At 73.6% G+C, this 23,079-nt stretch carries 19 protein-coding genes, 2 tRNA genes and 1 pseudogene; 10 read left to right on the top strand and 12 right to left on the bottom strand.

Annotation, left to right across the window (positions count from 1 at the left end; genetic code table 11):
* Together CCE02nite_RS16910 and CCE02nite_RS16905 are read left to right on the top strand one after the other, a co-directional pair.
* A complete protein-coding gene (locus CCE02nite_RS16910) occupies window positions 1-918 on the top strand; it encodes a sugar ABC transporter permease (protein WP_141390785.1) in 918 nt (305 codons plus the stop codon).
* A gap of 4 nt (window positions 919-922) precedes the next feature.
* Complete coding sequence (locus tag CCE02nite_RS16905; RefSeq protein ID WP_141390784.1) at window positions 923-2,752, top strand: glycoside hydrolase family 13 protein; 1,830 nt, start codon at window positions 923-925, stop codon at window positions 2,750-2,752.
* Between the two features lie 4 nt (window positions 2,753-2,756).
* On the opposite strand, the gene CCE02nite_RS16900 is transcribed toward CCE02nite_RS16905, so the two are convergent.
* Entirely contained in the window at window positions 2,757-3,188 is a 432-nt protein-coding gene (locus tag CCE02nite_RS16900) for a hypothetical protein (protein ID WP_141390783.1), read from the bottom strand.
* Window positions 3,189-3,338: 150 nt separating this feature from the next.
* On the opposite strand from CCE02nite_RS16900, the gene CCE02nite_RS16895 reads away from it, so the two are divergent.
* A complete protein-coding gene (locus CCE02nite_RS16895; protein WP_255318930.1) occupies window positions 3,339-4,631 on the top strand; it encodes a deoxyguanosinetriphosphate triphosphohydrolase in 1,293 nt (430 codons plus the stop codon).
* A gap of 27 nt (window positions 4,632-4,658) precedes the next feature.
* Here CCE02nite_RS16895 and CCE02nite_RS16890 read toward each other — a convergent pair whose 3' ends face one another.
* On the bottom strand, window positions 4,659-5,111 hold the full coding sequence (locus tag CCE02nite_RS16890; RefSeq protein ID WP_141390781.1) for a VOC family protein: 453 nt from the start codon (window positions 5,109-5,111) through the stop codon (window positions 4,659-4,661).
* A gap of 83 nt (window positions 5,112-5,194) precedes the next feature.
* Between CCE02nite_RS16890 and CCE02nite_RS16885 the strand changes: the two genes are divergently transcribed.
* Together CCE02nite_RS16885 and dnaG are read left to right on the top strand one after the other, a co-directional pair.
* Window positions 5,195-6,124 (top strand): helix-turn-helix domain-containing protein, encoded by a 930-nt coding sequence (locus CCE02nite_RS16885; RefSeq protein WP_170227363.1) that lies wholly within the window; start codon window positions 5,195-5,197, stop codon window positions 6,122-6,124.
* Window positions 6,125-6,180: 56 nt separating this feature from the next.
* Window positions 6,181-8,127 carry a DNA primase gene (gene dnaG, locus CCE02nite_RS16880; RefSeq protein WP_141390779.1) on the top strand — a complete coding sequence of 649 codons (1,947 nt, stop codon included), beginning with the start codon at window positions 6,181-6,183 and terminating at the stop codon, window positions 8,125-8,127.
* Between the two features lie 13 nt (window positions 8,128-8,140).
* Here dnaG and CCE02nite_RS21315 read toward each other — a convergent pair.
* The 4 genes and pseudogenes from CCE02nite_RS21315 to CCE02nite_RS20560 form a co-directional block, all read right to left on the bottom strand.
* A pseudogene (locus CCE02nite_RS21315) lies at window positions 8,141-9,593 on the bottom strand (MDR family MFS transporter).
* 266 nt (window positions 9,594-9,859) lie between these two features.
* Window positions 9,860-10,258 carry a carboxymuconolactone decarboxylase family protein gene (locus tag CCE02nite_RS16870; protein WP_141390778.1) on the bottom strand — a complete coding sequence of 133 codons (399 nt, stop codon included), beginning with the start codon at window positions 10,256-10,258 and terminating at the stop codon, window positions 9,860-9,862.
* A gap of 274 nt (window positions 10,259-10,532) precedes the next feature.
* Window positions 10,533-10,608, bottom strand: a tRNA-Asn gene (locus tag CCE02nite_RS16865).
* A 55-nt stretch (window positions 10,609-10,663) separates the two neighbouring features.
* Window positions 10,664-11,179 carry a hypothetical protein gene (locus CCE02nite_RS20560; protein WP_170227362.1) on the bottom strand — a complete coding sequence of 172 codons (516 nt, stop codon included), beginning with the start codon at window positions 11,177-11,179 and terminating at the stop codon, window positions 10,664-10,666.
* 58 nt (window positions 11,180-11,237) lie between these two features.
* Here CCE02nite_RS20560 and CCE02nite_RS16855 point away from each other — a divergent pair.
* Together CCE02nite_RS16855 and CCE02nite_RS16850 are read left to right on the top strand one after the other, a co-directional pair.
* Window positions 11,238-11,314: transfer RNA gene (locus tag CCE02nite_RS16855), tRNA-Ile, on the top strand.
* 77 nt (window positions 11,315-11,391) lie between these two features.
* Window positions 11,392-11,751, top strand: coding sequence for a DUF488 domain-containing protein (locus CCE02nite_RS16850; RefSeq protein WP_141390777.1), 360 nt, complete (start codon window positions 11,392-11,394; stop codon window positions 11,749-11,751).
* Here the strand turns inward: CCE02nite_RS16850 and CCE02nite_RS16845 are convergent.
* A complete protein-coding gene (locus CCE02nite_RS16845) occupies window positions 11,724-12,833 on the bottom strand; it encodes an acyltransferase family protein (protein WP_141390776.1) in 1,110 nt (369 codons plus the stop codon). The two genes, CCE02nite_RS16850 and CCE02nite_RS16845, sit on opposite strands and share 28 nt — an antisense overlap.
* Window positions 12,834-12,973: 140 nt before the next feature.
* On the opposite strand from CCE02nite_RS16845, the gene CCE02nite_RS16840 reads away from it, so the two are divergent.
* The 3 genes from CCE02nite_RS16840 (at window position 12,974) to CCE02nite_RS16830 (ending at window position 15,006) form a co-directional block, all read left to right on the top strand.
* The gene (locus CCE02nite_RS16840) at window positions 12,974-13,780 is read left to right on the top strand and encodes a DUF1206 domain-containing protein (protein WP_255318927.1); all 807 of its coding nucleotides are present in this window, start codon (window positions 12,974-12,976) and stop codon (window positions 13,778-13,780) included.
* A gap of 68 nt (window positions 13,781-13,848) precedes the next feature.
* Window positions 13,849-14,334, top strand: coding sequence for a peptide deformylase (gene def, locus CCE02nite_RS16835; RefSeq protein ID WP_141390775.1), 486 nt, complete (start codon window positions 13,849-13,851; stop codon window positions 14,332-14,334).
* A gap of 171 nt (window positions 14,335-14,505) precedes the next feature.
* Window positions 14,506-15,006, top strand: a complete 501-nt coding sequence (locus tag CCE02nite_RS16830; protein WP_141390774.1) for a DUF3145 domain-containing protein — start codon at window positions 14,506-14,508, stop codon at window positions 15,004-15,006.
* Window positions 15,007-15,086: 80 nt separating this feature from the next.
* Here the strand turns inward: CCE02nite_RS16830 and CCE02nite_RS16825 are convergent, their stop codons facing one another.
* The 5 genes from CCE02nite_RS16825 to CCE02nite_RS16805 all read right to left on the bottom strand — a co-directional run.
* Window positions 15,087-19,124, bottom strand: coding sequence for a choice-of-anchor G family protein (locus tag CCE02nite_RS16825; protein ID WP_170227361.1), 4,038 nt, complete (start codon window positions 19,122-19,124; stop codon window positions 15,087-15,089).
* Window positions 19,125-19,447: 323 nt separating this feature from the next.
* Window positions 19,448-20,692, bottom strand: coding sequence for a beta-ketoacyl-[acyl-carrier-protein] synthase family protein (locus CCE02nite_RS16820; protein WP_141390772.1), 1,245 nt, complete (start codon window positions 20,690-20,692; stop codon window positions 19,448-19,450).
* 99 nt (window positions 20,693-20,791) lie between these two features.
* Window positions 20,792-21,040, bottom strand: coding sequence for an acyl carrier protein (locus CCE02nite_RS16815; protein WP_021482065.1), 249 nt, complete (start codon window positions 21,038-21,040; stop codon window positions 20,792-20,794).
* A gap of 164 nt (window positions 21,041-21,204) precedes the next feature.
* Window positions 21,205-22,212: a beta-ketoacyl-ACP synthase III gene (locus CCE02nite_RS16810; protein ID WP_141390771.1), complete on the bottom strand. Its 1,008-nt coding sequence runs from the start codon at window positions 22,210-22,212 to the stop codon at window positions 21,205-21,207.
* A partial coding sequence (locus CCE02nite_RS16805) for an ACP S-malonyltransferase (RefSeq protein ID WP_141390770.1) occupies window positions 22,209-23,079 on the bottom strand: 871 nt, incomplete at its 5' end. The genes CCE02nite_RS16810 and CCE02nite_RS16805, both read right to left, overlap by 4 nt.

The following is a 23,079-nucleotide window of genomic DNA, read 5'->3' as shown; positions in this document are numbered from 1 at the left end:
ATGGCGACCACCCAGGCACCCCCCGTCGTCGGCGGTCGGCCCGCCCCGTCCTCGATCCCGCGGACCCGCATGAAGCCGGGCCGCTGGTTCTCCGAGCTCGGCTGGCGGCACGTCGTCGGCGTGATCGCCGTCGTCTACGCGGCCTTCCCGCTCGTCTACGTCCTCTCGGCCTCCCTGTCGGAGAACGGCACGCTCACCGGCTCCAACACGCTCTTCTCGGACGTGAGCGGCGCGAACTACGCCGAGCTCGGCACCACGATGTTCTGGACGTGGATGGGCAACACGCTCGTGATCGCGGTCGCGACGTCCGTCGGCACGGTCCTCATGGGCGCGGCCGCCGCGTACGCCTTCTCTCGCTTCCGGTTCGCCGGTCGCCGCATGGGCCTCACGTCGCTGCTCATCGTCCAGATGTTCCCGCAGATGCTCGCGTTCGTGGCGATCTTCCTGCTGCTCATCGGGCTCGGGAACGTCGTCCCGATCCTCGGCCTGAACAGCAAGATCGCCCTCATCGCCGTGTACCTGGGCGGCGCGCTCGGCGTGAACACGTTCCTCATGTACGGGTTCTTCAACACGGTCCCGCGCGAGCTCGACGAGGCCGCCAAGATCGACGGCGCCACGCACTCGCAGATCTACTGGACGATCATCCTGCGCCTGGTGGCGCCGATCCTCGCGGTCGTCGCGCTGCTGTCGTTCATCAGCACGTTCGGCGAGTTCATCATCGCGCGCATCGTCCTCACGTCGGAGCGCAACTGGACGCTCGCCGTCGGTCTCTACGGGTGGGTGTCGTCGCTCAAGGAGGCGAACTGGGGCCTGTTCACGGCCGGCGCCGTGATCTCCGCGCTGCCCGTGCTCGCGCTGTTCCTCTACCTCCAGAAGTACATCGTCGGCGGTCTCACCGCCGGTTCCGTGAAGGGCTGACCGCGTGCGCGACGTCGCCACCCCCGTCCCGCACCACGACGGCTCGGCGCTGTACGTCCCCGAGGGCGTCCCCGCCCTCGGGGACACGGTCCCGGTCCGCGTACGCGTCCCCCGGTCGGCGGGCGTGCGCGACGTGTGGCTGCGCACCGTGCGCGACGGCGAGCCCCGGCTCGCGCCCGCGCGCCTCGACCGCTCGGACGAGCACGAGGACTGGTACGTCGCCGAGGTGCTCGTGCACAACCCCGAGACGGGGTACCGGTTCTTCCTCGACGAGGGCGAGCGCGGGTACCGCTGGCTCAACGGCCGCGGGGTGTGGGACCGCGACGTGCCCGACGCCGCGGACTTCCGCCTCACCGTCCACGAGGGGGCGCCCGCGTGGATGCGCGACGGCGTCGTCTACCAGGTCTTCCCGGACCGGTTCGCCCGCTCGGCCGCGGCCGACGGGCGCCCGCTCCCGGAGTGGGCCGTCCCGGCGGCCTGGGGCGACGAGCCGCACGGGTCGGGGCCCGACGTCGGGACGCAGCTCTACGGGGGCGACCTCGCGGGGGTCGAGGAGCGGCTCGACCACCTCGTCGCGCTCGGTGTGACGACCCTGTACACGACCCCTGTCTTCCCGGGCCGGTCCAACCACCGCTACGACGCGAGCACGTTCGACCACGTCGACCCGCTGCTCGGCGGGGACGCGGCGTACGCATCGCTGATCCGCGCCGCGCACGCGCGCGGGCTGCGCGTCATGGGCGACCTCACGACCAACCACACGGGCGCCGGGCACGAGTGGTTCGCGCGGGCGCTCGCGGACCCCGGCGCACCGGAGCGCGACTTCTACTACTGGACCGACGGCGAGCCCGGGTACGTGGGCTGGCTCGAGCACGCGTCGCTGCCCAAGCTGTCGTACGGCTCGGCCGAGCTCGGGGCGCGCATGATCGACGGGCCCGGCTCCGTCGTCGGGCGCTACCTGGGCGAGCCGTTCGGTCTCGACGGCTGGCGGATCGACGTCGCGAACATGACCGGCCGGTTCGGTGCCGAGGACCGCACGCTCGAGGTCGCGCGGCGCCTGCGCGCGACCATGCAGGCCGCGAACCCCGAGGCGGCGCTCGTCGCGGAGCACTTCCACGACGCCTCGGGCGACCTCGCGGGCGACGGCTGGCACGCGAACATGAACTACTCGGCGTTCACGCGTCCGGCCTGGACGTGGCTGTCCCCGGCGGACTCGCCCGTGCCGTACCTCGGGCTGCCGGTGCGCACGCCGCGGCGCGGGGGGCGCGACGTCGTCGCGACCATGCGCGAGTTCGACGCCGTGCTGCCGTGGCGTGTCACGGCGTCGCAGTGGAACATGCTCGGGTCGCACGACACCCCGCGCCTGCGCTCGATCGTCGGCTCGCGCGAGATGGTCGAGGTCGCGGCGACGCTCCTGCTCACCTACCCCGGCACGCCGGTCGTGTTCGCGGGCGACGAGGTGGGGCTCACGGGCCTCAACGGCGAGCACGGTCGCGCGACCATGCCGTGGGACGACGGCGCACGCTGGGACGCCGCGACGTTCGACCTGTACCGAGCGCTCGTCGCGGTGCGGCGCGGCTCCGACGCGCTGCGCCACGGCGGCCTGCGCTGGGTGCACGTGGACGACGACGCCCTCGTCTACCTGCGCGAGACGCCCGGCGAGCGCGTGCTCGTCGCGCTCGCCCGCGCGCCGTGGGACGGCGTCACGCTGCACCCGGGGCTCGTGGGCCGCGGGGAGGCGGAGCGGCTGCACGGCACGCTGGACCTCGCCCGGCACGACGGCGGCGCGCGGCTCGCGGGCGACGGCCCGGCCGTCGGGGTGTGGCGCCTGGGCTGAGCGCTCAGCGGAAGAGGTGCGCGACCTGGCGCACGGCGTCGTCGTACTGCGCGCGGTCGAACGTGAACGCGCCGAGCGCGGAGTAGTCCCACTCGGGCCGGAACGGCTGGGTGAGGTCGCGCCAGACGACGGTCGTCGGGTCGGCGTCGACCGTCACCTCGAACGGCCAGCACCCGGCCTCGTGGCAGTCGCACGCGAGCACCCACGCGTGCCCGCCCGACGGCGTCCGCCCACGGCCGTACCACTGGTGCGCGGCGTCGCCGTACCGGAAGAACGCGGGAACCAGCCCGCCGTACGCGCCCGCGGGGGAGTAGCCGCGCGCCGACTCGTGCCGTCCGACGAGGTCGACGAGCGAGCGGCCGTCGACGTACGGGACGACCTCGACCAGGCCGTCGACGGTGACGGCCCGCAGCTCGAGCGCCTGCGCTGCACCCATGTGCGCGAGGCTACGCCCCACCACGCCCGCACGCCGCGCGACGGGCGTCTACCCGGGCCTCGCGGACCCGGCTCCCGCCACGGCCTGACCGGCGTCGTTACGCTGGGGCCCGTGCAGACGTTCGAGCAGGAGGCGTTCGACCCCGCGGTCGTGGGGACCGGGCCGCGCCCGGCGCGCGGCGAGGAGGGCACGGCGTCGTACTCGGACGCCGACACCGAGCGGTGGTTCGTGGAGTCCGCCAAGTCCCGGGCCCGCACGCCGTTCGAGCGCGACCGCGCGCGCATCGTCCACTCGTCGGCGCTGCGGCGCCTCGGTGCCAAGACGCAGGTGCTCGGGCCGGGCAGCGACGACTTCGTCCGGACCCGCCTGACGCACACGCTCGAGGTCGCGCAGGTGGGCCGCGAGATCGGCAAGGCGCTCGGGTGCGACCCGGACATCGTCGACACCGCGTGCCTCGCGCACGACCTCGGGCACCCGCCGTTCGGGCACAACGGGGAGCGGGCGCTCGCGGACCTCGCGGTCGACGTCGGCGGGTTCGAGGGGAACGCGCAGACGCTGCGCCTCCTCACGCGGCTCGACCCCAAGGTCGTCGACGAGGACGGGCGGTCGTACGGGCTCAACCTCACGCGCGCGAGCCTCGACGCGAGCGTCAAGTACCCGTGGGGCGCGGGGGAGGCGCCGCTGCGCGCCGACGGACGTCCGACGCACAAGTTCGGTGTCTACGAGGACGACCGGCCCGTGTTCGACTGGCTGCGCGCGGGCGCGCCGAGCCAGGTGAAGTGCCTCGAGGCGCAGGTCATGGACCTCGCGGACGACGTGTCGTACTCCGTGCACGACGTCGAGGACGCGATCGTGGGCGGGCGCATCGAGCTCGCGGTGCTGGACGACCCCGACGAGCGGGCCCGGGTCGTGCGCGCGGTCCACTCCTGGTACGGCACCGCGTACGACGAGGCGGCGCTCGACGCCGCGATCACGCGCCTGCAGGGCACCGGGCACCTGGTCACCGGGTTCGACGGCTCGCGCCGCGCGCTCGCTGCGCTCAAGGACGCGACGAGCCAGCTCATCGGCCGGTTCACCGGGGCGGCGCAGGACGCGACGCGCGCCCTCTACGGGGACGGGCCGCTCACGCGGTACGCCGCGCGGCTCGTGGTCCCGGACGAGACGGTCGCGGAGATCCTCGTGCTCAAGGGCGTCGCGGTCGCCTACGTCATGGCGCCGCGCGAGCAGGAGCCGCTCTACCAGCGCCAGCGCGAGGTCATCGCCGACCTCGTCCACGTCTTCGCCGACCGAGCGCCCGTCGCGCTCGAGCCGTCCTTCGCAGCCGACTGGGAGGCCGCCGCCGACGACGCGGCCCGGCTGCGCGTCGTCGTGGACCAGGTCGCCTCGCTCACGGACGTCTCGGCGATGCAGTTCCACGCACGCCTCGTGCGCCCGCCGGCCTGAGGCCGACGGGCGCGACCCGCGGTCGCCTCAGGCCTGCTCGGCCATCCAGGCGTCGCTGGCGCGCTGCACGTCCGCGGCCGTCACGGAGTCCGCGACGGTCACGAAGTACCAGCGGTGCCCGAACGGGTCGCGGACCGCGGCCTGCCGGAACCCCTCGAACCAGTCCGCGGGCTCCGCGATGCTCGACCCGCCGGCTGAGACGGCCCGCGCGTACGCGGCGTCGGCGTCCTCGACCGGGATCGTGAACGACGCGTGCGTCGGCGCTCCGGCCTCGGGTGCGACGGAGTCGGGCGGGAACGCCTCCGCGACCGTGAACGTGGACGTCCCGGCGGGGGAGACGAGCCGCAGGTCGGAGTGGATGATCGTGTCGCCCGCCGTGATCGTGTCGACCACCTCGGCGGCGAGCGCCGCCTCGTAGTACGCGATCGCCTCGCGCGCGCCGTTCACCGTGACGTTGGGGTGCAGTGCCGACATCTCCATGGTGTCCTCCTCGTCGTGGTCGCCCGCGAGGTGCGGGCCGTCCCACCATGCTCGTGTCGGCGGGCCGTGCCAGTCTTGGAGGAATGCGACAGGTGTTCGAACCCTCTGGACGCGCCGACGCGGGAGCGGCGTCCCGGCGCCGTCCGACGACGTCCCTGCGGGGGCTCGTCGACCCCGCCTCCGCTCGGCGCGGGTTCGAGCTCGTGCGCGTCGAGCCGGCGCCCGACCTCACGGACCTCGTCGAGCGGCACTGGGTCGTGCGCTGGGACCTGCCGCCGGGGGAGTCCTTCACCCAGGTCCTCGTGCCGCACCCCGTCGCGAACGTCGTCGCCGAGGAGTCGGGCTATGCCGCGCACGGCATCCCGCCCGGCCTGTTCGAGCGCACCCTGACCGGCTCGGGCGCCGTCGTCGGGACCAAGCTGCGGCCCGGTGCGTTCCGGGTGCTGCTCGGGCACCCGGACGCCGTGCGCCCGGGGGTGCAGGTCCCCGCCGCCGCGTTCCTCGGCCCGACGGCGGAGCGCACCGGGGTCACCGCGCTCGGCCTCGCCCACGGGGGCCGGGACGAGGACGCGGCGCGCGCCGTCGAGCCGCTCCTGCGTGCGCGGGCCGAGCGCGCCCGGACCGTCCGTGCCGAGCGCGACCTCGACCGCGTCGCGCGCGCGTTCGCGGCCCTCGTGGGCGGCGAGCTCGGGCCGGGCGCGGGCGTCGGCGACCTCGCGGGGGTCGTCGGGACGTCGTCGCGCTCGCTCCAGCGCCTCTTCGCCGCGCACGTCGGCGTGAGTCCCAAGTGGGCCCTGCAGCGACACCGCGTGCACCTCGCCGCCGACCTGCTCGCGGCCGACCCCGACCAGGACCTCGCGGCGCTCGCGACCGCCGTCGGCTACTACGACCAGGCGCACCTCGGCACCGACTTCGCGCGCGCGACCGGGTCCACGCCCGGTGCCTACGCACGCCGCTGCGCGGCGTCGCGCGACGCGCTCGTCGGGGCCGCGTCGGGGTCGGCCCAGGGGTGACCGACGCCGCCGTCGAGCCATCCCCGACGGCATCGCCGGGCGCATAGACTCGCTCCGTGGCAGGCCTGATTCGACGCGAGGACGTGGAAGCCGTCCGCGACCGCGCACGGATCGACGAGATCGTCTCCGCGCACGTCACCCTCAAGACCGCGGGCGTCGGCTCGCTCAAGGGCCTGTGCCCCTTCCACGACGAGCGGTCGCCGTCGTTCCACGTGCGCCCCGGCGTCGGGCGCTGGCACTGCTTCGGGTGCGGCGAGGGCGGCGACGTCATCTCGTTCGTCCAGAAGATCGACGGCCTGACCTTCGTCGAGGCCGTCGAGTACCTCGCCGACCGGGTGGGGATCCAGCTCCGCTACGAGGACTCCGGCGGGCCGCAGCGCCCGCGCGAGGAGCCGGGCCGGCGCCAGCGGCTGCTCGAGGCGCACCGCGTGGCGGCGCAGTACTTCTCCGAGCAGCTCTTCGCGCCCGGGGCGCAGGCGGCCCGCGCGTTCCTCGCCGAGCGCAGCTTCGACCGCGCCGACGCGGAGCACTTCGGCGTCGGGTACGCGCCCACCGGCTGGGACAACCTCCAGCGCCACCTCCAGGGGCGCGGCTTCACGCAGCCCGAGCTCGTGGCGTCGGGCCTCATGAGCCAGGGTCAGCGGGGCATCTACGACCGGTTCCGCGGGCGGCTCGTGTGGCCCATCCGCGACGTCACGGGCGAGATCGTCGGGTTCGGCGCGCGCCGCCTCTACGACGAGGACCAGGGGCCCAAGTACCTCAACACGCCCGAGACCTCGCTCTACAAGAAGTCCCACGTGCTCTACGGCATCGACCTCGCCAAGCGCGAGATCGCCAAGCAGAAGCGCGTCGTCGTCGTCGAGGGGTACACCGACGTCATGGCGGCGCACCTGTCCGGCGTGACGACCGCCGTCGCGACGTGCGGCACGGCGTTCGGCTCCGACCACGCGCGGATCGTGCGACGGCTCCTCGGCGACACGACGGCCGGGGGAGGGATGCAGCTCGCGTCGGGCGCGTCCGTCGGGGGCGAGGTCGTGTTCACGTTCGACGGCGACGCGGCGGGGCAGAAGGCCGCCGTCCGCGCGTTCGGCGAGGACCAGCGCTTCTACGCCCAGACGTTCGTGGCCGTCGAGCCGAGCGGCATGGACCCGTGCGAGCTGCGCATGGCGCGCGGCCCCGACGCAGTGCGCGCCCTCGTCGACGGGCGCCAGCCCCTCTTCGAGTTCGTCATCAGGACGACGCTCGCGACGTTCGACCTCGACACCGCCGAGGGCCGCGTCGGCGCGCTGCGCGCCGCGGCACCCGTCGTCGCCGGGATCCGCGACGCCGCGCTGCGCCCCGAGTACGCCCGCATGCTCGCGGGCTGGATCGGCATGGACGCCGAGCGCGTCCGCCGCGAGGTGGCAGCCGCCGCCAAGCGGGGCAGCGCGCCCGGTCCGGTCCGCACCGCCCGGACCGACGCCGCCCGCCCAGGCGCGGAGGCCCCCGCACCCGAGCCCGAGGTCCCCGCGCTGCCCGCGCCCGACCCGCGCGACCCCGTGGCGCGCCGCGAGCGCCTCGCGCTCGTCGCCGTCCTGCAGTACCCCCAGCACGTGCCGCCGGTGTTCGACGACCTCGGGGAGGACGCGTTCGCCGTCCCGGCCTGGCGCGCCGTCCACGCTGCGATCCGTGCCGCGGGCGGGGTGCGGGAGGGGGCGACGCTCGGCGCGGGGCACTGGGTCGAGGCCGTCGTCGAGCAGGCTGCCGAGCCCGTGCGCGGCCTGGTGACCGAGCTCGCCGTCGCGCCCCTGCCGGAGGACCGGGAGAACGTCGTCGGCGGCTACGTCGCCGGCGTCGTACGCGGCCTCGTCGACCTCGGTCTCACCCGCCGCGTCGCCGACGCGAAGAGCCGGCTCCAGCGCCTCGACCCCACGGCCGACCTCGCCGCGTACCAGGAGGCGTTCGCCGCTCTCCTCGCCGTCGAGGCGGAGCGCCGCACGCTGCGCGAGGGCGAGATCGCCTGAGCCGTCCGGGAGGTCAGTCCGTCGCATCCGCGGTCGCGGCGGCCGTCGCCGCCCGGCGGTCGCGCGCGGCCTGACGGTCCGGCGGCATGAGGGCCGCGAGGACGACGAGAACCGCGGCGCTCGCCGCGAGCAGGACGAACACGACGTGGATCGCGGCCATGAGGCCCGGGCCCTCGGGGGTGCCGTCGGCGCCGAGCGTCGTGCGGGCGTTGATGATCGCGCCGCAGACCGCGACGCCGACGGCCGAGCCCAGCGACCGCGCGAACATGTTGGTGCCGGTCACGGCGCCGCGTTCCGTGAAGGCGGCCGACGACTGGGCGGCGATGAGCGTCGGGACGGCGGTCAGCCCCATCCCGACGCCGACGACGAACGTCGTCGCGGCGAGCGCGAAGACCGACGACGACGTGCCGAGCAGGAGCGTGAGCGAGGTGCCGGCGAGGACGAGCGCCGACCCGATGACGGCGGTCCACCGGAACCCGATCCGCAGGTAGAGGCGCCCGGCGTTCGAGGCGGAGATCGGCCAGCCGACCGTCATCGCCGCGAGCGCGAAACCCGCCACGAGCGGACCGACGCCGAGGACGCCCTGGGCGTAGATCGGCACGTACGTGGACAACGCGAGGACGATCACGCCGACGAGGAGCGAGACGGCCGTCGAGACCCCGACGACGCGCCGGCGCAGGATCGCGAGGTCGACCACGGGATAGCGCGTGCGCCGCGAAGACGCCGAGCAGGAGGACCGCGGCGCCGAGGACCGCGAGCGACGCGGGGGAGGCCCACGCCCACGTGGACCCTCCCTCGAGCAGCCCGAGCAGCAGCAACGTGCTGCCCGCGGTGAGGAGCGCGGCACCGACGTAGTCGATGGGCTCGCGCGCGCCCTCGCGCGGTGTCTCGTGGTACCGGCGGTGCAGCATCCACGCGGCCAGCGCGCACAGGGGCACGTTGACGAAGAAGATCCACCGCCAGCTCACGAACTCGGAGAACACGCCGCCGAGCGTCGGGCCGACGACGGACGAGATCGCCCACACCGACGCGAGGTAGCCCTGCGCCTTCGCGCGTTCCTCGAGCGTGTAGATGTCCGCGGCGATCGTCTGGGAGACGGGCATGACCGCACCGGCACCGAGGCCCTGGAGCACGCGCCCGGCGACGAGCGCGGGCATCGACCACGCGAACCCGCACAGCACGGACCCGAGGAAGAAGAGAGCGACCCCCGCCAGCATGAGGCGCTCGCGGCCGAGGACGTCGGACAGCCTGCCGAAGACCGGCGTCCCGACCGCCTGGGCGAGCAGGTAGCTCGAGAACAGCCAGGGGAGCTGCGCGAACCCGCCGAGCTCGCGCGCGATCGTCGCCGACGCCGTCGCGATGATCGTCGCGTCGAGCGCGACGAGGGCCGTCGACAGCATGAGGGCGAGGAGGACGGGGCCGCGCTCGGAGCGCAGGCCGATCCCGGCGGGGGACGTCGTGGTCACAGGAGACGAAAGCCCCGGGCAACGGTCGAGTATTCCCCGGATGCCGGAGATCTGGCGCGGCGCGAGGGAGGACCGGGCGGTTCGCGACGGGCCGGGGAACGACTCAGGCCCCGGTCCGCTGCTGCGGTCGGGCCCGGTGCAGGCTCCCGCGTTTGTGTCCTGGCTCAGGACACCGGTAGGGGGGCCCACTCCTGTCACCTGCACCGGTTACCGACGAGGACAAGCCGTGTCGAGCGTCGACAGCGAACCAGGCACGGGCAGGGCGGTCAGCCCGCTCTCTCCGCGAAGACCTCGGCTGCGATGGTGTAGCCATCGAACGCTCGAGCGGCTCCGGCGTAGGCCTCGAGATGAATGAACAGCTCGACGATCTCCTCGGGCGTCGCACCGCTGTTGAGCGCGATGCGTATCTGCCCCCGCAATGGCTCGTGCACACCGAGGGCCGCGGCGATCGTGACGGAGATCAGAGCTCGCGTCCTGGTGTCCAGGTACTGCGTCCGGGGCCAGGAGTCCCCAAAGGCATGCACCGTGGCGATCCGTTTGAAGTCGGCGGCGTTGTCCGGTTCGCCCGGGGTGGCTTCGAGGAAGGTCTCCAGGCGGAATCCGAGCCGCTGCTCGGCCTCGTCGAGCGCACGCCGGTAGGCTGCCTGTTCTTCTGCTGTTGCCACAGTCCTCGTCCTCTCGTGCTTCGCGCATCGTCGTGATGGTGTCGGCCGAGCGGAGCGGTCGAGGCGGGGCCGTGCGCGCACGGCCCGTGCGGACCTTCATGATCGCGTCGAAAGGCACGGCAAGCACGGCGAGACGGGCGCCCCTCACGGCAGCTGACGCTGCCCACCGACCCGATCTACGGCTGAGGTACCAGCGTTGGCGCTGGGTTTCCGCGGGGTCGGCACCGTGCAACAGAACCAGCAAGGCCCGGAACCGTCGAGGTTCCGGGCCTGGTGGCTCCCGCGGTAGGACTTGAACCTACGACCGTCCGATTAACAGTCGGATGCTCTGCCAGCTGAGCTACGCGGGATCGATCATGGCTGACCCGGTCTGCACCGTGTCGGCCGGGGAAAACTCTAGCAGGCTCAGAGGGGTAGTCCGGACGCCGACCGGACCCTGCCCTCCGCAGCGTCCACCCGGGCCGTCACCTCCGGGTCGGTCAGGTCGACACCGGGGTCGGCGACCACCTGCGAGAAGAGCTCGCCGTCGCCGTCGCGCCGCACCGCGACCCGCGCGGTGAGCCCTGCGGCGAACGTCACGGTCTCCGACAGGACCACCGACGACTGCACACGCTCGCGCAGCGTCTGGGCGAGCGACGTGCGGCGCGCGTCGGCGAGGTGGAGAACCAGGGGAGCGCCGCCGTCGACCCACGAGACCGTGATCGTGGCGGTCTCCGGCGCGTACCCCGCACGGTCGACGTCCGACCACGGGCGTCGCGCGACCGTCCCGCCCGCGGCGTCGCTCGTGAGGAGCTCGGTGCGCGTCGCGACCGCCCACGAGCCGTCGGTCAGCTCTGCCGAGGCGAGCACGCGGTCGTCCGCCGGGACGTCGAGCGCGCGGCGGACCGGGTCGGGCAGGCTGGGACGGCGAAACCAGGACACGACCCCACCGTAGCCGCTCCGGGTCGGCCCGCCGGACGGGCGGTATGCTCGCCCGCGCGCCCCGTTAGCTCAGCTGGTCAGAGCAGGAGACTCATAATCTCTCGGTCGCGGGTTCAAGTCCTGCACGGGGCACCACCGGGCTGCTCGCCCACGCCCACGTCCGCGTCCACCGTGCGGATGCGGTGCGCGGCACCGCGCGGTGTCATGGCCCCATGACGGTACGGATCAAGCGGGTGTACGCGCCGGTCGAGGAGGGTGACGGGTTCCGCGTGCTCGTCGACCGGCTGTGGCCGCGCGGGGAGACCAAGGAGAAGGCACGCGTGGACCTGTGGCTCAAGGAGGTCGCGCCGTCCACGGAGCTGCGGCGCTGGTTCCACCACGAGGAGCCGCTGTTCGACGAGTTCGCCGAGCGGTACCGGGCCGAGCTGGACGCGAACGGCGAGGCCGTGGGAGAGCTGCGGGACGTCGTCGGGCAGCATCCCGTGGTGACGCTCGTGTACGGGGCGAAGGACGAGGAGCACAACCAGGCGGTCGTGCTGCGCGACTACCTGGCCGCGACCGGTCCGTCCTGACGCGCCAGGGCGCGGCCCGCGGGGCCGGCGTCGCGTCGGAGGTCGCGGTCGAGGGCGCGGCGCAGCCGCGGGCCGAGCGGGCGTTCGACGGCGCGGTGGATCACCCAGGCGAGCACCAGGCACACGGCGACGGCCACGGTCAGCGTCGCTGCCCGGGACAGGTACGGGTGCACCGACTCGATCACCCACCGCCCCCACGACGAGTGCACGAGGTAGAGCGGGTACGTCAGGGCGCCGAGCGCGGTGAGCCAGCCCCAGGAGATCCGGGCGAGCGGGGTGAGTGTCGCGGCGGCGACGACGGCGAAGCAGAGGACGATCGCGACCCACCACACGGTGGGGGACACGACGACGTCGGTGCTGTTCTCGATGCGGGCCGCCTGGATCCTGCCCGAGACGGCTGCCGCGAGCACCACGTCGAGCGCGAGCGCCAACCACAGGACCGGCGAGCGGCGCTCGCGCGTGAGAAGGTAGAGCACCATCCCGCCGGCGAAGAGCGGGGCGTCGGGCGCGACGAGGACGGTGGCGACGAGCTCGGAGCCCGTCTGCGTGGCGATCGCCCCCGCGACGGGCCACAGCACGACGAACGCGAGCACCCGTCCGCGGGTGAGCCCGACGGCGACGAGCACGCCGACGAGCACGTAGAACCGCAGCTCCGACCAGAGCGTCCAGTAGACGGCCTCCAGGTCAGGGATCCCGAACGCGCGCTGGACCATGGTGAGGTTGGCCGCCGCCTCGGGGAGGTCGACGTCACGGCGCCCGGGGATCACGAGGACGAGCAGCAGCAGGGTGAGGATGACCGCCGCCCAGTACGCGGGGAACAGCCGGCCGGCGCGCGAGGCGACGAAGCCGCGCACGTCCCGTCCCCACGCGGTCATGAGGATGACGAACCCGGACACGACGAAGAAGAGCTGGACGCCGAAGGAGCCGTAGGCGGCGACGCCCTGCGCGCCCGGCAGGGAGTCGCTCGTCCGCTCGCCCCACGCGTGGTGGTTGACGGCGACGAAGTGGTACACGAGCACCGCCGCGGCGGCCGCGAACCGGAGTCCGTCGAGCACCGCGAGGCGTGGAGTCGTCGAGGGCATCCGAGGCACGTTACCAAACCGTGATCTGAAGAACCTGGGAGTGCCGTTCGACGTGCGTGCACGGCGCAGGGCTGGCACCGTGTCCGGGCCGGAGAACCCGGCGGCGCTGGGGGCGGCGTCCCGACGACCGAGGAGGTCCAGTGGCACCGAGCATCAGCTCGACGGGCAAGGCGGCAGCGCGAGGCGCACGGGGCAGCAGGATGCTCGAGCTCCTGGCACGTGCCGGGTACGCGGTCAGCGGTGTGCTCCACCTCGTGGTGGGCGTCCTCGCGGTCCAGGTGGCGACGGGCGCGGCGTCGAGCGAGCAGGCGGACCAGACCGGCGCTCTGACCGCCATCGCGCAGACGCCGGGCGGCACCGTCCTGCTCTGGTTCTCCGTCGTGGCGTTCGCCGCGCTCGCGCTGTGGCAGCTCACCGTGGCGGTGAGCGGCGCCGCCGAGACGTCCGACCGCCTGAAGGCCGCCGGCAAGGCGGTCCTCTACCTCGCGCTCGGGGTGCTCGCCGTGCAGGTCGTGAACGGGTCGGCGGGCGGATCCGGCCAGGAGGAGAGCATGACGGCGACGCTCATGCAGAAGCCGGGCGGCGTCCTCCTCGTGGGTGCGGTCGGCGTCGGGATCGTCGCCGCCGGGGTCTACCACGTGGTCAAGGGCTGGCGGAAAAAGTTCCTCGAGGACCTCGAGGGCGGCACGGGTGGGAACGTCGGTCGCGCCGTCGTGACGCTCGGCCGGGTCGGCTACATCGCCAAGGGCATCGCGCTCGGCGTGCTCGGCGCGCTCTTCGTCGTGGCCGCCGTGCAGCACGACCCGGAGCAGGCGGGCGGGCTCGACACCGCGTTCGCGACCCTCGCGGCCCAGCCGTTCGGCGCGGTGCTGCTCGTCGCGGTCGGGCTCGGCTTCGCCGCGTACGGGCTCTACTCCTTCGCCCGCGCCCGGTACGCCCGCATGTGACGCGGTGGACAGGCGCGCCGGCCGTGAGGCCGGCCGCCCGTCCGCGCGCGCATGGAAGAATGGCGACCATGGCGATGAGAGAGATCCGGACCATCCCGGACCCCGTGCTCCGCACCCCCTGCGACGAGATCACCACCATCGACGACCGCGTGCGCTCGCTCGTCACGGACCTCGTCGAGACCGTCGACCACGAGGGCCGCGCGGGCCTCGCCGCCAACCAGATCGGCGTGAACCTCCGGGCGTTCTCCTGGAACATCGACGACGAGATCGGGTACGTGCTCAACCCGCGCATCGTCGAGCTCTCCGACGACTACCAGGACGGCGACGAGGGCTGCCTCTCCGTGCCCAACCTCTGGTACCCGACGCGACGCGCCTGGTACGCGCGCGTCGTGGGGACGGACCTCGACGGCAACGAGGTCGTCGTGGAGGGCACCGAGCTCATGGCCCGCTGCCTCCAGCACGAGTGCGACCACCTGGACGGCATGCTCTACCTCGACCGCCTCGACCGCTCCGTGCGCAAGAAGGCGATGCGGGAGCTGCGCGCCCACCTGTGACGACGCGCGTCGCCTGAGCGCGGGCGGGCACGCCCGGCGAATCTCTCGCGCGAACGCGCGATGTCGTGCAAGATGGGCACGAGACACGCCGCGACGAACGTGTGACGTGCTGTGACACCACCCTCGGTGAGGACGTTGGGGAAGACGCAACCTCGACCTAGGGAGGCAGACATGGCCGGTGCCATCACCCGCGGTGTTCTTTACGTGCACTCAGCACCGCGTGCTCTGTGCCCGCACATGGAGTGGGCCGCGGGCAACGTCCTGGGCGTGCGCGTGTCGCTCGACTGGACCGAGCAGCCCGCCGCGCGCGGCCTGTACCGGGCCGAGTACTCGTGGCAGGGCGCGCAGGGGACGGGCGCCAAGCTCGCCTCCGCGCTGCGCGGCTGGTCCCACCTGCGCTACGAGGTCACCGAGGAGCCCAGCCACGGCGTCGACGGCGGCCGGTGGTCCCACACGCCCGACCTCGGCATCTTCTACGCGCAGACCGACGTGCACGGCAACATCGTCGTCCCGGAGGACCGCATCCGCGCCGCCCTGGAGCAGGTGAGCGAGCCGTGGGCCATGCGCGACGCGCTGCACCTCGCGCTCGGCAAGGCGTGGGACGACGAGCTCGAGCCGTTCCGCTACGCCGGGGCCGGCGCCCCGGTGCGCTGGCTCCACCGCGTCGGCTGACGCCGCGCGCCGCCTGCACCACGACACGACGGAGGGCGCCTGCCGGGATCTCCCGGCAGGCGCCCTCATTCGTGGTGCGCCTAGCTCGCTCGGCGCGCGTGGTGCGCGCGGAGCCGGACGCCGGCGCCGACGGCGACCAGCAGGAGCGCGGCGACCAGGAACAGGCCCAGGTCGTCGGTGCCGGTCCGGGCGAGGTAGCCCGAACCGTTGCTGCTGCCGTCGCTGCCGGACCCCGCGCCGCCCGAGCCGCTGCCGGAACCGCCCGGGCCATCACCGTCACCCGTGGTGGAGGTGAGGTAGACCTCGAACGATGCGACCGTGGAGTCCCCGACCGAGACGCTCGTCGCGGTACCGGTGTGCGGGCCGACCTCGAAGTCCGCCGGGACGACGAACGTCCAGCTGACCTGACCGCTCGCGTCGGCGGTCGCCGCCGGCAGGATCAGCGGCTCCGAGTTGATGACGGCCTGGACCGACTCGCCCGGCTCGAAGCCCGACGCGACGAAGGTCTGCTCCGCCCCGCGCAGCACGCGAGGGGTGGCGAACGACGAGACCAGGGCACGGTCACCGGTGTCGACGATCGTCAGCGGTGCCTCCGCCTCGTTCCCGGTGTCGTCGGACGCGTGCACGGTGTAGTCGCCCGGCGCCGCGTCGTCGGGCACCGTGACCGGGGTGGTGAAGCTCCCCTCCTCGTCGGTCTCCACGTCGACCGTCGCGACGACGTCGCCGTCCTCGTCGACGAGGACGACCGTGACCGTGGTGCTCGGCGGCCAGCCCTCGCCGGTCACGGTGACCTCGTCGCCGGGGTTTGCCGTGGTCGGGTCGACCGTGACGGTCGGCTCCGACACCCCGACGCCACCGACGCCGAGCGGGGTCTCCGCCTCGGTCTCGGTCGTGTCGTCGATGCCGACGACGGTGTAGTCGCCGGGGGTGGTGTCCGCGGGGACGGTGATCGGGCTGGTGAAGTCACCCTCGCCGTCGGTCGGGACGTCCTCGACCGTCTCGATGACGGTGCCCGAGCCGTCGCGGATCTCGACCGTGACGGTGGCGTCGGGGGTGTAGCCCGCGCCGTCGACGGTGACCTCGTCGCCGGGGTTCGCGGTGGTCGGGTCGACGGTGATGGTCGGTTCGATGGCAGCCGCCTCGACGGTCAGCGGGGTCTCCGCCTCGGTCGTCGTGGTGTCGTCGATGCCGACGACGACGTAGTCACCCGGTGCGGAGTCAGCAGGAACGGTGATGGGCGAGGTGAAGCCGCCCTCGCCGTCGGTCGGCACGTCCGTCAGGGTGGCGACGACGGTGCCCTCGCTGTCGCGGACCTCGACTGTGACGGTGGCGTCGGGGGTATAGCCGGTGCCGGTGACGGTCGTCGGGGTTCCGGCCGGGACCGTGGCCGGGTCGACGGTCACCGTCGGTGTGATGGCCGCTGCCTCGACGGTGAGCGGGGTCTCGGCCTCGGTGGAGGTCGTGTCGTCGATCCCGACGACGACGTAGTCGCCGGGGGTGGTGCTCTCGGGGACGGTGATCGGGCTGGTGAAGTTGCCCTCGCCGTCTGTCGGGACGTCCTCGACCGTCTCGATGACGGTGCCGGAGCCGTCGCGGATCTCGACGGTCACGGTCGAGTCCGGCGTGTAGCCGGTGCCGTCGACGGTGACCTCGTCGCCGGGGACGGCCGTTGTCGGGTCGACCGTGATGGTCGGCTCGATGGTAGCCGCCTCCACGGTGAACGGGGTCTCGGCCTCGGTCGTCGTGGTGTCGTCGATGCCGACGACGAGGTAGTCGCCGGGTGTGGTGTCGGCCGGGACGGTGATGGGTGTGGTGAACCCGCCCTCGCCGTCGGTCGGGACGTCGGTCAGGGTGGCGGCGACGGTGCCCTCTGTGTCGCGGACCTCGACGGTCACGGTGGCGTTGGGCGTGTACCCGGTGCCGGTGACGTTCGTCGGAGTGCCTGCGGGGACGGTCGTCGGGTCGACGGTCACCGCGGGGGTGATCGGTGCTGCCTCCACGGTGAGCGGGGTCTCGGCCTCGGTGGAGGTGGTGTCGTCGATCCCGACGACGGTGTAGTCGCCGGGGGTGGTGCCCGCGGGGACGGTGATCGGGCTGGTGAAGCCGCCCTCACCGTCGGTCGGGACGTCCTCGACGGTGGCGATGACGGCGCCGCTCTCGTCGCGGATCTCGACGGTGACGGTCGAGTCGGGGGTGTAGCCGGTGCCGTCGACGGTGACCTCGTCGCCGGGGTTCGCGGTGGTCGGGTCGACGGTGATCGCCGGTTCGATCGCTGCTGCTTCCACCGTGAGGGGCGTCTCGGCCTCGGTGGAGGTGGAGTCGTCGATGCCGACGACGACGTAGTCACCGGGCGCGGTGCCGACCGGGACGGTGATCGGGGTGGTGAAGCCGCCGTCGCCGTCGGTCGGGACCCCCGTCAGCGTCGCCACGGCGGTGCCGGTCGTGTCTCGCACCTCGACCGTCACGGTGGCGTCCGGGGTGTAGCCCGTGCCGGTGACGGTCGTCGCGGTGCCCGCCGGGACGGTCGACGGGTCGACGGTCACCGCGGGGGTGAGCGCCGCGACCGTCGAACCACGGACGGTCGCGGAGGCGAGGTGGAGCTCCGCGAGTCCCGTGCCCGTGCCGACCTCGAGGATCGACAGGGTCAGCGCCCGCTGCGTGAACGTCGCGTCGGCGACGGACGGCTCGGGCTCCTGGACGTTGACGACGAGGCTCACGACCTCCGTGAGGATCTCGAACACCGGCGAGAGCGCGGTGAGCACAGGGCCGGTGACCTCCGACGTGATCGTGCCGGCGAGCGTGCTCACCAGTCCGGTCCCGTCGGCGAAGAGCACGGTGTTGAGCGGACTGGCCAACGCGGTGACGAGGTCGCCCAGCGGGAGCGTGAGCGGCAGGCCCGAGAGCGCGATGGTGATGGTCGCGTCGCCGGGCGCCACCGCCCCGTCGACCACGTCGCCGACGGTCGTGTCGAGGTTGATGTCGAGGTTCAGCAGGTCGGGTGCGAGCGGGATCGGGTTGTCCACCACGGCCTCGACCGACAGGGTCAGGCTCGCGGCGTGCAGGGCCGTGTTCACCGCCTCGACGAGTGCCGTCGTGAGGTCGTCGAGGGCCGCGCCGAGCCCGTCGAGGATCGCGTTGATCGCGGTGTCGTCGAGGACCTCGGTGTTGGGGTCGAACCCGTTGAGCGACCCGGTGCCGCCGAGGATCGTGTCGAGGTCGACCGTGACGGTCCCGTCGCCGACGTTGAGCACGACGCCCTCGTCGCCGAAGTCCTGGTCGAGCACGGGCGCCAGCGCGCTGTCGAGGTCGACGTCGATCGCGACGGTCGGCTCGAGGTCGGCGCCGAGGACCTCCAGGACGCCGGCGAGCGCGCCGATCGAGTTCAGCGCCTGGGCGAGCAGCCCGTCGGTCCCGACGAGCTGGCCGACGGCGCCGTCCACGAGCGGGACGACCTCGTCGTCGACCGTCGTGGCGATGTCCGAGACGGCGGGGCTGTCGAGGGTGAGGGTCGCACCGGCGATCTGGTAGTCACCGGTCGGTGCCGTGCCGCCGGTCCCCTCCGCGGTCGCGGACAGCGCGCCGAGCGACAGGTCGAGGTCCGCGACGACCGACTCGAAGCCGGGGCCGAGGAGCTGCGTGAGGTTGAGCTGCGCGTCGGACGGGAACTCCTCGCTGCCGCCGACGGAGATCGCGCCCTGGTCGGAGACGGCACCCGACGCGGCGCGTGCCGAGCCGTCGTCGTTCGCCTCGCCGTACTGGTTGACCGCACCGAGCTGGAGGATCCCGTTCGGCCCCAGCAGCTGGAGGGTGCCCGTCAGGTCGATCCCGAGCGACTGGAAGACGGAGGCGGCCAGAGGGTTCGTGACGACGGGGTTCGCTCCCGAGGGGTTCTCGGCCACGGCCCCCTCGAGCGCCGCGATGGTCGCGAGGTCGAGCCCGGCCACGGTGCCGCTGAGGAACTGCCCGCTCCCCTCCGAGTCGTCGGTCGGTGCCGCCGTCGCCGCGATCCCGCCCGCGAACGTCAGGGCGCCGATGACGCTCCCGACGGCCGCGAGCGCCGTCGCTCGCCTCCAGCGGGGTGGTGCCTGGGTGGAGAGGTGTCTCGCCGTTCGGGTCACGTGCCTTGTCCTTCCGCTCGCCTGCCTCGAGGTGTGACGTGGCAGGCGCCACATCACGCCCACAGGGTCGGCGATGGGACGCAGGCGTGCTCGACGGGTGACATGGGGCGCGGGGTGAAACCCGACGCGCGGCGGCAGGACGGGGGACTGCGTCCGGCTTTGGGATGGCTTGCCCGGACAAAAGGGATGGGTGAAATCGCAACGATCTGGACGATCGTCCATCTCAGGAGCCGAGACCTCGGCGTCCGGACCGTCCGACCACGGACGCACGAGAGCCCCGGGGCGACGGCTCGGCGTCGCCCCGGGGCTCGCGGAAAGGCTGGTCAGACGCTCGCGACGGCGAGCGCGACGTTGTGGCCGCCGAACCCGAACGAGTTGTTCACCGCGACGATGTCGCCCTCGGGCAGCGGAGCCGGGGTGTCACGCACGAGCGGCACCTGGAGCTCCGGGTCGGGGTTCGCGACGTTGATCGTCGGGGGAGCGAGACGCTCGGCCACGGCCTTGATGGTGAAGATCGACTCGAGCGCGCCCGCGCCGCCCAGCAGGTGGCCGGTCATCGACTTGGTGGCCGAGAGGAGCACGTGGTCCGTCTCGGAGCCCAGGAGCGAGCGGATCGAACGGGTCTCGGTGAGGTCGCCCACCTTGGTCGAGGTCGCGTGCGCGTTGACGTGCACGACGTCGCGGCCGGTCACCCCGGCCTCCTCGATCGCGCGGCGCATCGCGGCGACCTGGCCGCGGCCTTCCGGGTCCGGGGAGGTGATGTGGTAGGCGTCGGCGGAGAGGCCGACGCCCGCGAGCCGCGCGTACACGCGCGCACCACGTGCGGCGGCGTGCTCGGCGCTCTCCAGGACGACGACGCCCGAGCCCTCGCCGATGACGAAGCCGTCCCGGTCGACGTCGTAGGGGCGCGACGCGCCCTGCGGGTCGTCGTTGCGCAGCGAGAGCGTGCGCGAGGCGGCGAAGGCCGCGATGGGCATGGGGTGGATCGTCGCCTCGGTCCCGCCCGCGACGACGATGTCCGCGCGGCCCGCGCGGATCATGTCGACGCCGTAGCCGATCGCCTCGGCGCCGGACGCGCACGCCGAGACGAGCGCGTGGGCGCCCGCACGGGCGCCGAGCTCGAGCGACACGTACGCGGTGGGGGAGTTGGGCATGAGCATCGGCACGGTCATCGGGAGCATGCGGCGAGCACCGCGCTCGCGCAGCGTGTCCCAGCCGTCGAGCGTGGTCCAGATCCCGCCGATCCCGGACGACACGACCGTGCCGAGCCGGTCGCCGTCGACCTCGGGGCTGCCCGCGTCGGCCCACGCCTCGCGCGCCGCGATGATGGCGTACTGCGTCGAGGGGTCCATGCGCTTGATCTCGGGTCGTGCCAGGACCTCGGCGGGGTTCACCTTGAGGGTCGCGGCGAACGTCACCGGGATCTCGTAGCGCTCCGCCCAGTCGTTCTCGAGCGTGCGGGCGCCGGACTCGCCGGCGAGCGCCGCGGCCCAGGTCGAGGGCACGTCGCCGCCGAGCGGCGTGGTGGCGCCGAGGCCGGTGACGACGACTTCAGTAGCGGCGGACATGGTGCTCCTCGGGTGGGGTGAGGCGGGGGCGGGAGGACGGGCGGGCCGGCGTGGGTGACGCCGACCCGCCCGCAGGCCTGCGGGGCAGGCGGGGCGTGCTCAGGCCTGGGCGCCCGTGATGAAGGACACGGCGTCGCCGACCGTCGTGAGGTTCTTGACCTCGTCGTCCGGGATGCGGACCCCGAACTTGTCCTCGGCGTGCGTCACGATCGTCATCATCGACAGCGAGTCGATGTCGAGGTCGTCGGTGAAGGACTTCTCGAGCGCGACGGCGTCGGTGGGCAGACCCGTCTCCTCGGCGACGATCTCCGCGAGGCCGGCGAGGACTTCCTGCTCGGTGTAAGCCATGGTTTCTCCTTGTCGTGGGGCCGGCGGCGACCGGTCCCGGTGGCGTTGCCCGGTGGGTGTGCCGGGCGGTACAGCGGTAGACGGTGCGTGCGACGGACGGGTCCGCCGACGGCGTGGGTCCTCCCGCGGGGGGAGGGCGGCCGTCCGTCCAGGGTGATTCTCCCCTACGGCAGGACGACCACCTGCGCCGCGTAGACCAGCCCGGCGCCGAACCCGATCTGGAGCGCGAGGTCGCCGGAGCGGACCTGGCCCTCGTCGAGCAGACGCCGCGCGGCGAGCGGGATCGAGGCGGCCGACGTGTTGCCGGTCTCCGCGATGTCGCGGGCCACCGCGACGGTGTCGGGGAGCTGGAGCTGCTTGATCATCTGGTCGATGATGCGCATGTTCGCCTGGTGCGGGACGAACGCGCCGATGTCGCCCGGGGCGACCCCGGCCTCGGCCATGGCCTTGGCCGCGACGGGCGCCATCTGGAACGCGGCCCACTTGAACACGCTCTGCCCGTCCTGGCGCAGAGTGGGCCAGCCGAGCGAGGGGTCCTCGCGCAGGTCCGACCACGCGTGCGTCTGGCGGATCGCCTGGGCCTTGCCGCCGTCGGACCCCCACACCGTGGGACCGATGCCCGGGGTGTCCGAGGGGCCGACGATCGCGGCGCCCGCGCCGTCGCCCAGGAGGAACGAGATCGACCGGTCGGTCGGGTCGATGAAGTCGCTCATCTTCTCCGCGCCGACCACGAGCACGTGCGTGGCGATGCCGGCGCGCACGAGCGCGTCGGCCTGCGCGATCGCGTAGGCGTAGCCCGCGCACGCGGCCGAGACGTCGAACGCGGCGGCGGGCGTGGCGCCCAGGCGCTCGGCGAGCACGGCGGCGGCCGCGGGCGTCTGGTGGAAGTACGTGACCGTGGAGACGATGACGGCGTCGACGTCGGCGCCCTGGAGCCCCGCGCGGGCGAGCGCGTCGCGCGCCGCCGCCTCGGACAGGTCGAGCACGTCGACGTCGGCTCCGGCGCGGCGGCGCGTGACGATGCCGGTGCGCTGGCGGATCCACTCGTCCGACGAGTCGATCGGTCCGGCGATGTCGTCGTTCGTGACGACGTTCTCGCCCCGGACGCCGCCGATCGCGAGGATGCGCGAGTGCGCCGGGCCGGTGGCCTGGCGCAGCGTCACGCCGCTCACGCGTCGTCCCCCGGGGGGACGGAGGTCTTCGCCGCGCCGAACGCGACGGAGTGGCGGGCGATCAGGTCGCGGGCCGCCTCGACGTCGTCGGGCGACTTCACGGCCACCGACTCCACGCCCTTGAGCGTGCGGCGCGCGAGACCCGTGAGGACGCCGCCGGGCGCGAGCTCGAGGATCGCGGTGACGCCGAGCTCCGCGAGCGTCTCCTGGCACAGGTCCCAGCGCACGGGTGCGGCGATCTGCGCGGTGAGGCGCCGCACGACGTCGCGCGCCTTGCCGTACGTGCTGCCCTCGATGTCGATCGTCCCGTAGGACTCGCCGTCGGCGTTCGAGAGGAACGGCAGCCGCGGGTCGGCGACGTCCCACGACGCGGCCACGGGCTCGAACTCCTCGAGCGCGGGCTGCATGAACGGCGTGTGGAACGCCCCGGCGACCTGGAGCGGGATGACACGCGCCTTGGCCGGCGGGTTCTCGGCGAGCGCGGCGAGGTGGTCGAGCGCCCCCGCGGCGACGACCTGGCCCCCGCCGTTGACGTTGGCGGGCCACAGGTGCGCTGCCTCGATCGCGGCGAGGACCTCCTCGGGGTCGCCCCCGACGACCGCGCTCATGCCCGTGGGCGTGGCGGCGGCGGCCGCGGCCATGGCGCGCGCACGGTGCGCGACGAGCCCGACGGCGCCGACGTCGGTCAGCGCGCCCGCGACCGCGGCGGCGGCGAGCTCGCCGACCGAGTGGCCCGCGGTCACGTCGACGACGTCCGCGGTGTCCCGGCCGTCGAGGATCGTCCGCAGGGCGACCAGGGACGACGCGACGATGAGGGGCTGGGCCACCGCGGTGTCACGGATCGTGTCGGCGTCGGACTCCGTCCCG

It is taken from the genome of Cellulosimicrobium cellulans (genome assembly GCF_006539945.1).
Taxonomy (GTDB): Bacteria; Actinomycetota; Actinomycetes; order Actinomycetales; family Cellulomonadaceae; genus Cellulosimicrobium; species Cellulosimicrobium cellulans.
The sequence above is the reverse complement of the archived record's forward strand: the minus strand, read 5'-3'. Positions and strand labels throughout refer to the sequence as shown.